The 14078-nt window shown below is 54.2% G+C and carries 10 protein-coding genes; 5 read left to right on the top strand and 5 right to left on the bottom strand.

The window, feature by feature from the left end; genetic code table 11:
* Positions 1-48 precede the first annotated feature (48 nt).
* Positions 49-1032 carry a TRAP transporter substrate-binding protein gene (locus PCI15_RS22415; protein ID WP_271272086.1) on the bottom strand — a complete coding sequence of 328 codons (984 nt, stop codon included), beginning with the start codon at positions 1030-1032 and terminating at the stop codon, positions 49-51.
* 449 nt (positions 1033-1481) lie between these two features.
* Here PCI15_RS22415 and PCI15_RS22420 point away from each other — a divergent pair, with 449 nt between their 5' ends.
* Positions 1482-3077, top strand: a complete 1596-nt coding sequence (locus tag PCI15_RS22420; protein WP_271272087.1) for a methyl-accepting chemotaxis protein — start codon at positions 1482-1484, stop codon at positions 3075-3077.
* 55 nt (positions 3078-3132) lie between these two features.
* Here the strand turns inward: PCI15_RS22420 and PCI15_RS22425 are convergent, their stop codons facing one another.
* Together PCI15_RS22425 and PCI15_RS22430 are read right to left on the bottom strand one after the other, a co-directional pair.
* Positions 3133-4479 carry a sigma-54-dependent transcriptional regulator gene (locus PCI15_RS22425; RefSeq protein WP_271272088.1) on the bottom strand — a complete coding sequence of 449 codons (1347 nt, stop codon included), beginning with the start codon at positions 4477-4479 and terminating at the stop codon, positions 3133-3135.
* Positions 4480-4550: 71 nt separating this feature from the next.
* A complete protein-coding gene (locus tag PCI15_RS22430; RefSeq protein ID WP_271272089.1) occupies positions 4551-6788 on the bottom strand; it encodes a PAS domain-containing sensor histidine kinase in 2238 nt (745 codons plus the stop codon).
* A gap of 329 nt (positions 6789-7117) precedes the next feature.
* On the opposite strand from PCI15_RS22430, the gene PCI15_RS22435 reads away from it, so the two are divergent.
* From PCI15_RS22435 to PCI15_RS22445, 3 genes are all read left to right on the top strand, one after another.
* Entirely contained in the window at positions 7118-9268 is a 2151-nt protein-coding gene (locus tag PCI15_RS22435; protein ID WP_271272090.1) for a Tex family protein, read from the top strand.
* Positions 9269-9422: 154 nt separating this feature from the next.
* Positions 9423-10988 carry a glutamate--cysteine ligase gene (gene gshA, locus PCI15_RS22440; protein ID WP_271272091.1) on the top strand — a complete coding sequence of 522 codons (1566 nt, stop codon included), beginning with the start codon at positions 9423-9425 and terminating at the stop codon, positions 10986-10988.
* Positions 10989-11057: 69 nt separating this feature from the next.
* Positions 11058-11348: a YciI family protein gene (locus PCI15_RS22445; protein ID WP_271272092.1), complete on the top strand. Its 291-nt coding sequence runs from the start codon at positions 11058-11060 to the stop codon at positions 11346-11348.
* Between the two features lie 6 nt (positions 11349-11354).
* On the opposite strand, the gene PCI15_RS22450 is transcribed toward PCI15_RS22445, so the two are convergent.
* Both PCI15_RS22450 and PCI15_RS22455 read right to left on the bottom strand, forming a co-directional pair.
* Positions 11355-11654, bottom strand: a complete 300-nt coding sequence (locus PCI15_RS22450; protein WP_271272093.1) for a hypothetical protein — start codon at positions 11652-11654, stop codon at positions 11355-11357.
* Positions 11655-11688: 34 nt separating this feature from the next.
* Complete coding sequence (locus tag PCI15_RS22455) at positions 11689-12564, bottom strand: LysR substrate-binding domain-containing protein (RefSeq protein ID WP_271272094.1); 876 nt, start codon at positions 12562-12564, stop codon at positions 11689-11691.
* Positions 12565-12770: 206 nt separating this feature from the next.
* Between PCI15_RS22455 and PCI15_RS22460 the strand changes: the two genes are divergently transcribed.
* Positions 12771-13925, top strand: coding sequence for a TauD/TfdA family dioxygenase (locus PCI15_RS22460; protein WP_271272095.1), 1155 nt, complete (start codon positions 12771-12773; stop codon positions 13923-13925).
* The last annotated feature ends 153 nt before the right edge of the window (positions 13926-14078 follow it).

A 14078-nucleotide genomic window follows, 5' to 3' on the forward strand; every position in this document is an offset into this window, starting at 1 on the left:
CCGGCCCTATACACCGGCCGGAGCGATACAACTCAGCGGATCTGATCTTTAGTTGTTAGACTGGGCAGCCGCCTCAATCAGGTCAGCACCGATCTCATCAGAAAACTGGTTCCATACCGGCTTCATTGCGCTTACCCACTGAGCACGTTCAGCATCGGAGATTTCCAGTACTTCAGAACGCTTGGAATCAATGATCGCCTGCTTGTCGCTCTGTGCTTTTTCAGCCGCGACCTGGTTACCGAACGCAATGGCTTCATCCAGCGCTTTTTTCACCTCAACGCGGATATCATCATCCAGACCGTTCCAGAACTCAGCAGAGCTCACAACCATGTAGTCCAGAACACCGTGGTTAGACTCGGTGATATACGGCTGAACTTCGAAGAATTTCTTGGAATAGATGTTAGACCAGGTATTTTCCTGACCATCAATCGCTTTAGTTTGCAGCAGGGTAAATACTTCAGAGAAAGGCTTCTTCAGAGGCACCGCTTCAACCGCTTCGAACTGTGCCTGCAATACGTCAGACGTCATGATGCGGAACTTCTTACCGGAGGCATCGGCAGGGACACGCAGCGGATCGCTTGCAGACAGCTGCTTCAGACCGTTATGCAGGTAACCCAGACCTACCAGACCTTTGGACTCAACGGAAGAAAGAATCTTCTGACCGGCTTCGCTCTGCTGGAAGCGCTCAACAGCCGCCATATCTTTAAACAGGAAAGGCAGGTCAAACAACTGCAGTTGCTTAGTGTATTTCTGGAACTTGGACAGTGACGGCGCAGCCATCTGCACATCGCCCAGCAACATCGCTTCCAGTACTTTGTTATCGCCGAATAACTGCGAGCTTGGGAATACCTTTACTTCCACCTTACCCGGCAGACGCTCAGCAACCAGCTCAGCAAACTTATTCGCCATCTGACCTTTAGGGGTATTTTCTGCCACCACGTGGGAAAACTTGATTTCAATTGGCGCCGCCGTTGCGGCAGTCGCACCAAACATTAAAGCCATTGAAGTAACAGCTGCAGTCAATAAACGCATAACGCTCTCCTGTTGTAATTATTCGCGTTGTCATTGAGCTCACCGGCCCAAAGATCATGTTTCTCAGGATTGAGATGCGTATATCTTTTGCAGAGGTCGTGCCAGCTTGTAAAAAACATCTGAAATTTAAAATAAAACATATAATATTCAATATGTTAAAACATCATTAGAAAAACTCACCCAAACCATACCCGATTAACTTTTGGGTGGCTTCCCACCCATTTATAACGTTTCAAACAGGGGAAACTCACCCATTCTCAGGTAAAAAACGCAGAGGATAATCACAAATAATTTTTCTGAATCCGCCAATAACTTGCGCTGGATCAAATGATTTTTTGTCTCTTATCAGCGACTACCCAATTTAGTTACTCCCTGTATAGAAACCCTTAAAAATGGATGGTTATATGAACGCTAACTGAACAGTTATCTTCTTCTCAGGCCTGAAAAAAATGACGATCCAAAGCAAAGTAAACCTCAGCCTCGCGGCTGTTTTTCTTCTGGTATTGCTCACCTCAATTACAACGATTTATCAGAGTGAATCATCACTGGCGCTGACGGTTGCCGAACACAATACCCAGACCACCGCTGATAACTATTTCGACAGCATCAATATCATGATGCTCAGCGGCGCAATGGCTAACCGTAAGGCTCTGCAGGATAAAATCCTCAGCAACCCGGAATTAACCGAAGCCCGCATCATTCGCGCTGAACCGGTCAGCAAAGTGTTCGGCCCGGGCCTGCCCGATGCAGTGGTCATTGACGAACTGGACCGCCGTGCCATGGCCGGTGAAGAAATCAGTGAAGAAATGAATGATGAGCAGGGCCACCGGCTCACTGTGGTTAAACCGATCATTGCCAGCTCCTCTTACAAAGGCACTAACTGCCTGACCTGCCACCAGGTAGAAGAAGGCACCATTCTTGGTGCCGTCCGGGTCACTTACTCTTTTGAGAGCCTCGACGCGTCCATCATGAGCAATGTCACCCGGGTAGCACTGCTGGAGCTGGGCATGTTCATTATTGCCCTGTTTGTCATCGGCACATTACTGCACCGTATCGTGGTGAAGCCACTGCGCCAGATGAGTAAAACCATCCACGATATCGAGCAGAACTCTGACCTGACTCAACAGCTGGCTATCCAAAACAATGATGAAATCGGCCAGACAGCCGCCTCATTCAACAGCATGCTGCAAACCTTCCGGGGCAACATTCAGCACGTTGTTACCTCGATTGATTTACTCAGCAACAGTAGCCAGCGTATTTCAGACATCACAGTGCAGGCCAGCAGCTCATCCCAGAACCAGATGCAGCTGGCCAGTGAAGTATCTGACGCCATGGCCACCATGAGTGACGCCACTCAGAGTGTCTCCAGCAGCGCCGATGCCACCGTATCCGCCTCCGGTCAGGCACTGACTGAAAGTAACAAAGGAGCGCAGGTATCAGCCCAGACCCAACAAATCATTGAACAGCTGCAGGGTAAGATTCTGCAGGCGGCGGAAGTGATACAGAAACTGGAACAGGAAAGCCACGAAGTAGACACAACCCTGAGTGTAATTCAGGGCATCGCCGAGCAGACCAACTTACTGGCACTGAATGCGGCGATTGAAGCCGCCCGTGCAGGGGAACAGGGCCGGGGCTTTGCGGTCGTTGCCGATGAAGTACGCTCCCTGTCACAGCGTACCCAGACAGCGACCATCGAAATCAACACCATGATCGACTCGTTCAAAAATAACGCGCAGCATGCGGTGAATGTGATGCAGGAAGCCAGCAACAGCACCGAGCAAAGCGTTGAACAGGTTCAGAGCACGGTTACCTCGCTGACCAATATCACCACTGAGATGGAGGCCATTGCCAACACCAACAGCGCCATCAGCGATGCCGTGCATCAGCACAGTGATGCGACCGTGCGGGTTGAAGAAAGCATTGCCACCATTAACCGGGGCACTGAAAGTGCCATCAACCGGGTAGAACAGCTCAGCGAAGTGTCGCAACAGATCACCAATCTGGCGGAAGAACTGGAACAGCGGGCCCAGCAATTTAAAGTGTAATACCTGATCTTCAGGCATAAAAAAGGCTGCCACCGGCAGCCTTTTTTACATACGTTCAGTGCTTAAATTCGCTTTTATCCAGCCCGTACTTCTTCATTTTGTCATACAGGGTTTTACGGGGCAGCCCCAGCTCGGTCTGGGTATCCTTGATTGAACCCTGACAGCGGCCCAGCGCTTTCTGCAGGATCAGCCGTTCAAACTGTTCCACCTGTTCCGGCAATGTCAGCCCGGCCTTGGCAACACCGTCCGGCTCGTCAAAATCAAAAGTGTAGGCGTCACCCAGTAATACATATCCCTCGGCAACATTGCGCAGCTCCCGGACATTTCCCGGCCAGTTATGGGCCATCAGCAAGGCCAGTTGATCACTGCTCAGCTGCGGCACCTCACGGTGATACTGAGCTGAGGCGATCAGCGCGAAATGCTGAAACAGCATGGGGATATCTTCGCTGCGTTCCCGTAACGGCGGAATTGGCAGCTGCAATACATTCAGACGGTAGTACAGATCCTGCCGGTACTCCCCTTCCTCGCTGAGCTGTTTCAGATCCACCTTGGTGGCGGCAATCACCCGCAGATCCAGCGGAATCTGCTGGTTTGACCCCAGCCGTTCAATGCTGCGCTCTTCCAGCACCCGCAGCAGTTTTACCTGCAGGGCCAGCGGCATACTCTCAATTTCATCAAGAAACAGCGTGCCACCGTTGGCATGTTCAAACTTTCCGATCCGGCGCTGTTTGGCATCCGTAAAGGCGCCCTTTTCATGACCGAACAACTCACTCTCAATGAGATTTTCCGGTACCGCACCGCAGTTAATAGCGACGAAGTTTTTATCCCGGCGGTTACTGTGCTCATGGATATACCGGGCCACCAAGTCCTTACCGGAGCCGGTTTCGGCGTGTAACAATATATCCGCCGGGGTATCCGCCACATGCTGGATCATGTTTCTTAACTGCTGAATGCTCGGCGACTCACCTATAATCCGCGGACCGATGCCGCCCTGCGCCTGCAGCGCTTTGCGCAGCTTACGGTTTTCCAGGGTGAGATTGCGCTTCTCCTGTGCCCGGCGGATCACATCCACCAGCAACTCGGAAGAGAAAGGTTTTTCAATAAAGTCGTAAGCGCCGTCACGCATCGCCTGAACGGCCATCGAAATATCACCGTGTCCGGTAATCAGAATCACCGGCAGATCCGCATCCAGCCGGCGAGCCCGCTCGAGCAGGCCAAGCCCGCCCATGCCCGGCATGCTGATATCGGTGACCACAATGCCCGGCCATTCGCTGTCCAGATGGGTTAATGCCTCTTCGGCGGCTTCGCAGGCAGTTACGTCATAACCGGCCAGCTGAAGGGTCTGCCCCACCGCCACCCGGATATGTTTCTCGTCATCAACGAGCATGATTGAATTTGGCATCTGCTATTTCCGTCCGCGCCTGAGCCCCGATATCCATGCTGATACCGGTGGCAAAACCTGCCCGGATAGTATCACGCCTGAACGGAGGAAGGCACAACCGGCAGCAGTACGGTAAACACCGCACCGCCTTCCGGATGGTTGGTCACCGTCAGTTGGCCACCCATGCTCAGAATGATCCGGTGGGAAATCGACAGCCCCAGCCCCAGCCCCTGTTTATCCAGCTTGGTGGTATAAAAAGGTTCGAAGACTTTTTCCAGATCAGATTCAGGTACCCCGGGGCCAAAGTCCCGTACCGCAATGCTCATCATGCTGCCCTGCCGGCCCGCGGAGATTTCAATCCGGGGCGCCGCCTGCCCTTCCATTGCCTGCGTTGCGTTACTGATCAGGTTGACCAGCACCTGCTCCAACCGGAGCATATCCCCCAGCATGTAAACATCCGCAGCATCCTGGGGCCAGACAATGTCCACCTTTGCCTTGGCCAGTTGCCCATACATGATCGCCATCGCCCCATCTTTGGCAGCCTGCAGGCTGATCGGCGACAACTGTCCGGTGGTTTTACGGGAAAACTCCTTCAGCGGGCCAATAATCTTGGCCATCCGTTCGGTCAGTAAACCTATCTCGCTGAGGTTATCTTTTGCCGGTTCCGGCTTATCCATTTCCAGAAAGGAACGGGCGTTATCCGCATAGCTGCGAATCGCCGTCAGCGGCTGGTTCAGCTCATGATTGATCCCCGCGGACATCTGCCCCAGCACTGCCAGTTTGGCAGCCTGTATCAGTTCGTTCTGGGTGTTTTTATGCTGTTCCATTTCGGTCAGCAGCCGGGCATTGGCACGGGACAGATCTTCTGTACGCTCATCTACTCTGTGCTCCAGCATATCCCGGGCTTTACGCAGTTTCTGCTCATACTGCTTACGCTCGGTCATATCATGCACGGTGACGATAAAATAGCGGTCCCCTTCACGGGTCATCCGACCAATCACCAGCTCCACCGGAATCTGCGATTCATCCGCCCGGCAGCCCAGCGCTTCAATCATCAGCTCAGTATCATCATCGGTACTGGTGGTAATGTGCTGCCAGCACACCGCCCGGTCCTGCTGCGCCAGTAAATGGCTGAAATACTTCCCCTGCACGGCTTCCGCCGGATAACCAAACAGCTTTTCCGCTGTCGGGTTAAAAGATTCAATGCGCCCCAGATGGTCCAGGGTGATCAGACCGGCATGGGTATTGTCAATGATCGCCCTGACCCGGGCCTCGCTGCTCTCAAGCGCCTGCTGTTCCTGACGTTTGAATTCTTCCCGCTGATCCGCCACCCGCCGGCGGGTAAACAGGAACAGTAACAGGAACACCAGCGCCCCATAACTGAAGCTGGCCAGCAAGACGTTGGTAAAGACCTGCCGTTCCACCGCTTTGATATTGGCCAGAATAGAGACATTAAAACCGGCATCTTCAACCTGCCGGGTCTGCTGCAGATACTGACGGGTCTTCACCCCGTCCAGCGATTCACTGGACGCCCAGTCACCGTCCACCAGAGTCACGACCTCAGTACCGTCGCCATGGTCTTTACGGCGGATCACATTCAGGGCCTCCAGCGCCTCCTCGCCATACCGCAGGCTGCTGAGAATCCGCTGTAAGTCCGCCTGTGACAACGGTGTCAGGGTACGGAATTTCCACTCCGGCCGGGTGCTGAGGAAAATCACCCCGTCTTCATCGGTGACCAGAATATCCGTCAGCGGATCATTCCAGTCATTCTCAATATCATTGATATCGATCTTAACGACAATCACCCCCAGCGTTTTCCCCCGGAAATGCACCGGATAAGAAAAGAAATAGCCCCGTTTCTTGGAGGTGGTACCCAGCGCGAAGTACCGGCCGGCCTTACCGCTGAGACCGTCTTTAAAATAGGGCCGGAAAGCAAAGTTACGCCCCACGAAGGTTTTTTCTTTGTCCCAGTTACTGGCGGCAACCGTCAGACCTTCGGTATTCATCAGATAGGCATCCGAGGCACCGATGGTTTCATTGACCTTTTCCAGATAAAGGCTGGCCCGGGCTTCCGCATCACTGCCGGGATGCAACAGGGGATTGAGTAATTCAGAGTGGGTACTGATCAGTTTGGGAATATCTTTGTAGCGGTCCAGTTCCTGCTGCAGACTCAGCGAATAACGGCCCAGATCCGCCGCGGTGCGGTATTGCAAATCCGCCAGCGCCCGCTCACGGCTGATAGTGGCGGTCTGATACACCACCAGAATAAGCACTGCTATTAAACATAACGCCAGGAAAGGCCTGGATGTTAATCGTTCCTGAGTTGCCACTGTTCAGCCTTAGAAATCATCGTCATTCTTATTATTTTTTGCAGGCTAAGGAAGTGTTTCGGACGTGTTCGCCGGTTCCAAAAGCAGCCTTACCGGGATAACCGGCTAGCATTTTCGGCCATCACACCTTGCCGTGTGAAAACATACCATCGAAAAAGCGCCAGTATCCCGTTAGACCTAAGTCGACTACAGCCGTGCCGTCATAACAACCTTTTTAGCCCCTAATCCGACTAAAGTCTAACAGGGTTTTCCGCCATCCGGTGACTACTGCTCTGCCGGGCTGACAGGTATGATAAGCCCTTCTCCGTTCTGAGTTACCCAGGTTTCCGATGACTTCACTTGCCCAAGACCTTGCCACCGATCTGAATATCCGCGCTCAACAGGCTGAAGCCGTTATCCGCCTGCTGGATGAAGGCGCCACGGTTCCGTTCATTGCCCGTTACCGTAAAGAAGCGACTCAGGGGCTGGATGACGCCCAGTTGCGTCAGTTGGCCAAACGGCTCGAACAGCGCCGGGAACTCAATGCCCGCCGGGATACCATCCTGCAAAGTATCCGCCAGCAGGACAAACTCACCCCTGAACTGCAGGCTGCCCTGCAGGCCGCCGACACCAAAAGCCGGTTAGAAGATCTCTACCTGCCCTATAAACCCAAACGCCAGAACAAAGCAGAAATGGCCCGGGCGGCAGGCCTGCAACCACTGGCAGACACCCTTAGCCGGCTGCAGGGCACCCCGGAAAAACTGGCCACCCGTTACCTGAACCCGGATAAAGGCATCAACACCAAAGAAGAGGCACTGGAAGGAGCAAGGCAAATCCTCACCGAACAGATCGCCGAACACGCCGATCTGCAAAGCCAGCTGCGCCAGTGGCTCTGGAACCGGGGCGAACTGAGCAGCAAAGTCATCAAAGACAAACAGCAGGAAGGGGCTAAATTTGCCGATTACTTCGACTTCAGCCAGACCATCAGTAAACTGCCTTCCCACCGGGCACTGGCCATCCTGCGGGCCCAGCAGGCAGGCATTGTCCGTTATAAACTGCGCCCCACAGAAGCAGATGTTCACCGGCCCGCTGAGCTGATCAGCCAGTTTACCCGCTGGCGCTGTGATAACAGCCCGGCCGGGCGCTGGCTGGCCGCCTGCGTTCAGCAGGCCTGGCAGAAAAAACTGCTGCCCTCGCTGGAAAATCAGTTAGTCAAACAGCTGAAACAGGACGCGGATGCCGAAGCCATCAGTGTCTTCAGCCGTAACCTGAAAGATCTGCTGCTGGCTGCGCCCGCCGGCTTAAAAACCACCCTCGGGCTGGACCCGGGCCTGCGCACCGGTGTCAAAGTTGCGGTGCTGGATCACACCGGTAAAGTGCTGGATTACACCACGGTTTACCCCCATGCCCCACAGAAACAGTGGCAGGCGGCACAGGGCACACTCGCCAAACTCTGTCAAAAATACGCAGTCAATCTGATTGCCATCGGCAACGGCACCGCCTCAAGGGAAACCGAACAGCTGGTCAAAGACTTACTGAACGAATATCCGGATATTCAGGCCGTGCCAGTGATAGTCAGCGAAGCCGGCGCTTCGGTGTATTCCGCCTCAGAACTGGCCAGTGAAGAGCTGCCCGCGCTGGATGTATCCATCCGTGGTGCCGTATCCATTGCCCGCCGCCTGCAGGACCCGCTGGCCGAACTGGTAAAGATCGAACCGAAAGCCATCGGCGTCGGCCAGTATCAGCACGATGTGGATCAGAACGCCCTCAACCAGTCACTGGAAGACACCGTCGAAGACTGCGTCAACCATGTGGGCGCAGACCTGAACACCGCCTCTGCCCAGTTACTCAGTCAGGTAGCCGGGCTGAACATGACCACTGCCCAGAACATAGTCGCCTACCGGGATCAGCACGGTATTTTCACCAGCCGGAAGCAACTTTTGAAAGTCCCCCGTCTGGGGCCAAAAGCCTTCGAACAGTGCGCCGGCTTCCTGAAAATCAGTCATGGTAAAAACCCGCTGGACGGTTCCGCCGTGCATCCCGAAGCCTATCCGGTGGTCGAGCGCATCGCCACAGCACAGGGCTGCAAAGTCAGCGAGTTGATCGGCCAGCAACAACGGCTGCAACAGCTACGTTTAGAGGACTACTGCGACGCACAGTTTGGCCTGTATACCCTGCGGGACATTATCCGTGAACTGGAAAAACCCGGCCGTGACCCCCGCCCGGAATTCCGCACCGCCAGTTTTCAGGAAGGGGTGGAAACCCTGGCAGACCTGCACCCGGGTATGCAGCTTGAAGGCTGTGTCACCAACGTCACTAACTTCGGTGCCTTCGTGGATATCGGCGTGCATCAGGACGGGCTGGTGCACATATCCCAACTGGCGGACCGCTTTGTTAAAGACCCCCACAGCATTGTGAAAACCGGCGATATCGTCAGCGTACGGGTACTGGAGGTGGATCAGCCACGTAAACGGATCTCACTGACGATGAAAGCAGGGTAAGCCCGCACAGAATGTCGGATTTTTAGCAGAACCGGCATAATTCGTCGTACAGAGTCAATTCTGAAGGCAACAAACTTGTCCTCAAACAGTATTATGTTGCTTTATCAGTAGGCTATAATGGCCGTTCTTTTTTACCTGCGAAGGAAGCTGTATTTTGTCTGCGGCACTGGAAAAAAATCTGCAACGTCTGGCCGAAAGCGGCCTGGCATCAAGCCTGAAAGGCATGCTTCACGGCATCGAGAAGGAAGGCTTACGGGTCGACGCTGAAGGCATTATCAGCCAGACAGGTCACCCGGCTACTCTAGGCTCTACCCTGACCCACGGCCACATAACGACCGACTACTCTGAAGCCCTGATGGAATTCATCACGCCGGTATTCAGCGAGTCCGGTGACGCCTTACAGTTCCTGCAGGACCTGCACCACTTCAGCTTCCAGAAGCTCAACAGTGAAGAACTCTGGGCATCCAGCATGCCGTGCCGCATCGACGGCGACGCCATGATCCCGATTGCCCGTTACGGCAGCTCCAACGTGGGCCAGATGAAATACACCTACCGGGTGGGTCTGGAACACCGCTACGGTAAAATGATGCAGGCCATTGCCGGCATCCATTACAACTTCTCCCTGCCGGACGGCCTGTGGGAAAACCTGCAAAAGTTACAGGACAATAAAGACAGCCTGCAGACCTTCCGGTCCGACAGCTATTTTGCCCTGATCCGTAACTTCCGCAGGTACTCGTGGCTGCTGTTATACCTGTTCGGTGCCTCTCCGGCGCTGTCCGCCAGCTTCATGGCCGGCCGTGAACACGATCTGGAAAGCTGGGACGAAAATACTCTCTACCGTCCGTATGCAACGTCATTGCGCATGAGTGATCTGGGCTACTCCAACAAGGCCCAGGCGGATCTGAATATCTGCTTCAACCATCTGGACACCTATACCAGTTCATTGCAGAAGGCCATTCAAACCCCCTATGCACCTTACGCTGAAATGGGCATCAAGGTTGATGGCCAGTACAAACAGCTGAACAGCAACGTACTGCAGATTGAAAACGAATATTACAGCGACATTCGTCCCAAGCGGGTTGCCCAGAGCGGTGAAAAGCCGATCCACGCCCTGCAGGAACGCGGTGTTGAATACATCGAAGTACGTAATACAGATATCAACCCGTTACTGCCACTGGGCATCGACCAGAGCCAGTCTGACTTCCTCGATGCCTTCCTGGTGACCTGCCTGTTATCCAACCCGGCGGAAATTCCGGAGCAGGAATGCAAACGCATCGGTGATAACAATGATCTGGTGGTTAACCGCGGCCGTGAACCGGGCCTGACCCTGAACAACAACGGCACGCAGATGACCGTTGCAGAGTGGGGACAGGAAATCATTACGGATATCCACAAAACTGCAGCCTTGCTGGATGAAGTCTATGGCTCATCACGTTTCAGCACTGCTGTCAGCCAGCAACAGGAAAAACTGGATAACCCGGCACTGACCCCATCAGCGCAGGTGCTGGAAGGCATGAAAGCCAGCGATCAGGGCTATGAAGCCTTTGCTCTGGCAAAAAGCCGCGAGCACCGGGCAACCATCAGCCAGCTGCCGATCAGCACTGAACAGCAGGCGTATCTGGAAAAACTCAGCAGCGAATCCCTGCAGGAGCAGAAGGAAATCGAGTTGGCAGACAACACCGACTTCGACCAGTATCTGGCCGATTACATGGCCAAGTAAAAAACCACTGAAAAAAACCGCTGCCTGCAGCGGTTTTTTTATGCCTCAGGAAACCTGACAGGAAGAAGCATGTTCATCGTATCTATCACGTATCAACGCCCCCTCAGCGAGATCGAAGCCTGTCTCGAAGAACATATCGCCTTTCTGAATCATCATTACGCCAGCGGGACCTTTCTGGCATCCGGGCCTAAACAGCCCCGCACCGGCGGTGTGATTCTGGCAACCGCGACGACCAGAGAAGCACTGGAAACCATTCTTGAAGAAGATCCGTTCAAACGTGAACAGCTGGCCCACTATGAAATTACCGAATGGCTGGCCAACCGAAGTACACCGGGGCTGGAACCGCTCCTGAACACATAATTCGCTTCACCAGTGATTAATCCAGTGCCCCAGACGCATAATCTGGCGCCAGCAAAAGCCCATAATCCCCGGAAAGAACCGGGGGAAGCAAATACCAATACATATCAGTGCGCCTAACAGTATCCAGAAACTGCTACTGCTGAGAAAAAGTTCGTTTTGGGCGGAGGGATAGCCCACTGTTTCCTTAGCCCAAACAGTATTCAGCCCAAACCACAGCAGAATTGCCGTGGGCACTGAAAACATCACACTGGCAAACAGATTCATAATAAAACCGATAACCGGCCCTTCTTCCCTGCTCCCTGCCATGACCGTCTCCTGATTACATTGTCTCAGTTACAGCTTAGCTCACCGCTTCCAGTAACCACGCCTTAAACACTTTAGCGGCTTTACTCAGGGGGCTGTCCTGCCGGTGGGTCAGGTAATAGCTTTCGGTACTGCCCACATAATCTTCCAGCGGTGCCACTAACTGCCCGGCGGCTACCTGTGGTGCAACGATTTCGTCATAGCTCAGGCAAATGCCACAATCAGCGACGGCCATGGCGACCGTAGTCGCGGCACTGTCCATTTTGTGAATCAGGGGCTGCTCTTCATGCTGTAAACCGTACTGTGCCAGCCAGGCATGCCAGTTCTGCTGGTTCCCGATGACATTCAGCAACGGCCAGTTCAGTACATCTGCTGTCCGGTTAATCTCAGCAGCCATCTGTGGGCTGCAGTATGGCCGCAGGCGGGGCGTGATCAGCCGGGTAAAATCCAGCTCCGGCCAGTCCCCGGTACCGTGACGCAACGACAGTTCAGCGGTACCGGCGGTAAATTCACTGTCCCAGTTGGCATTAATTATTCTCAGACTTAACCCGGGATACTCATCCGTAAATTTTTTAATGCGCGGCGCCAGCCAGAGAATCCCAAAGGCAGTATTGACCTCAATGGTTACCTCGCCGTCTTTGAGCGGTGAGAAAATATCCGAAGTGCCCCGCTGCAATTCCTGCAACGCCCCCTGCACCACCGGCAGATACGCCCGGCCCCGCTTAGTCAGGCTGATCTGCCGGGGCATGCGGTTGAACAGCGGCTCTCCCAGATTATCCTCCAGCAGGCGGATCTGCTGACTGACCGCCGACTGGGTCATATTCAGCTCCCGGGCAGCCACGGTAAAGTTCAGTTCCCGGGCGGCGACCTCAAAGGTTCGCAACCAGTTCAAAGGGGGTAATTTAACCGGCATATCAGTCTCTGTATTCGGCTTTGCAGCACAGCTGTTTTGATCTGCTAAAGGGTACCATTAGCTGGGCTTATGGTGACCCCCCATATTCATCGTTTGTCGTTTTTTCGCAGCCCATTATCATTTGCAGCCTGTCGCTCACAATGCACATACCAGACGCATTTGAGCCAGTTTTCGGATTTGCATAATAATATGACGGGCACACTTCTATGTTAGACGGTACTCCAACAGCCGGCCGGGAAACCGACAGCCGCATCGCCAATATCACCCAACAGCCACGCAGCCTGAACATCGAATGGGATGATGGTAAGCACGCCAGCTTCCACTTCCTCTGGTTACGGGACAACTGCCCGAGCGGCTTCCACGCCGATACCAAGGAACGTACCTTCGACCAGTTGTCCGTCAGTGCCGACATTCACCCACTGGCCATCGACTATGATGCCGATACCCTGCATATCGACTGGTCTGAAGGCGAGCACCGCAGCACCTTCTGCCAGCAGTGGCTGCGCAGCCATGCCTACTCCGGCAACCTGCGCCAGCGCCAGAGCTCTACCTATCAGAGCTGGAATAACAGCTTCATTAACAACATTCCGGAAGCGGATAATGCCGACATCATGCAGGACGACAGAGCCCTGTTCGACTGGATGACCGCACTGGACCGTGACGGTCTGGCCATTGTCCGTAACATGCCGATCACCGATGAAGCGGTGGTGGATGTGGCCCAGCGTATTGATTACCTGCGCCGGACTAACTTCGGTGTAACCTTCAATGTTATTTCGGTACCGAACCCGATCAACCTGGCCTACACCTCAATCGCTCTGCCACTGCACACCGACCTGGCCAACCAGGAAGTCCCGCCGGGCTATCAGTTCCTGCACTGCCTGGCGAACGACAGTGAAGGTGGCGCATCCGTCTTTGTTGACGGCCTGCGGGTGCTGGAAGATCTGCGCGGCGAATGTCCGGAAGATTTCCGCCTGCTGGCAGAACATGCCATTCCGTTCCGCTTCCACGACGAAGGCCACGACATCCGTCAGCACCATCCGGTGATCAACCTGAACACTTTTGGTGAAATTGTTGAGATCAAATACAACGCCCATCTGGCAGATATTTTCGACCTGCCGGAAGAGATCATGCACGAATACTATCTGGCGTACCGTAACCTGATGGGCCGCCTGCGCGATCCCCGTTACACCATCAAGCTGATGCTGCAGGGTGGTGACATGGTGGTATTCGATAACCGCCGGGTGATGCACGGCCGTGATAAATTTGACCCGAGCACCGGCACCCGCCACCTGCGCGGCTGCTACGTTGACCGTTCAGAATTCCAGAGCCGCCTGCGGGTACTGGGCCAGCAGTACGCCTGAAGCCACCGCTGAGCAACGCTGAATAACGCCGCGTCAGGCCTTCCCTGCCGCGGCGTTTTTACGTCACACACACCCTGAGCCATCCTTCGGCACAAAAAATTCCCTGTTTAACAGATTCTGCGGTAACCTAACGCCGCTGAAAGGGTCATACCT

This window comes from Aliamphritea hakodatensis, from assembly GCF_024347195.1.
Classification (GTDB): domain Bacteria; phylum Pseudomonadota; class Gammaproteobacteria; order Pseudomonadales; family Balneatricaceae; genus Amphritea; species Amphritea hakodatensis.

Coding starts and splice junctions, on each gene's coding strand:
- PCI15_RS22415 (WP_271272086.1), bottom strand. CDS start 1,032: ATGCGTTTATTGACTGCAGCTGTTACTTCAATGGCTTTAATGTTTGGT.
- PCI15_RS22420 (WP_271272087.1), top strand. CDS start 1,482: ATGACGATCCAAAGCAAAGTAAACCTCAGCCTCGCGGCTGTTTTTCTT.
- PCI15_RS22425 (WP_271272088.1), bottom strand. CDS start 4,479: ATGCCAAATTCAATCATGCTCGTTGATGACGAGAAACATATCCGGGTG.
- PCI15_RS22435 (WP_271272090.1), top strand. CDS start 7,118: ATGACTTCACTTGCCCAAGACCTTGCCACCGATCTGAATATCCGCGCT.
- PCI15_RS22445 (WP_271272092.1), top strand. CDS start 11,058: ATGTTCATCGTATCTATCACGTATCAACGCCCCCTCAGCGAGATCGAA.
- PCI15_RS22450 (WP_271272093.1), bottom strand. CDS start 11,654: ATGGCAGGGAGCAGGGAAGAAGGGCCGGTTATCGGTTTTATTATGAAT.
- PCI15_RS22455 (WP_271272094.1), bottom strand. CDS start 12,564: ATGCCGGTTAAATTACCCCCTTTGAACTGGTTGCGAACCTTTGAGGTC.
- PCI15_RS22460 (WP_271272095.1), top strand. CDS start 12,771: ATGTTAGACGGTACTCCAACAGCCGGCCGGGAAACCGACAGCCGCATC.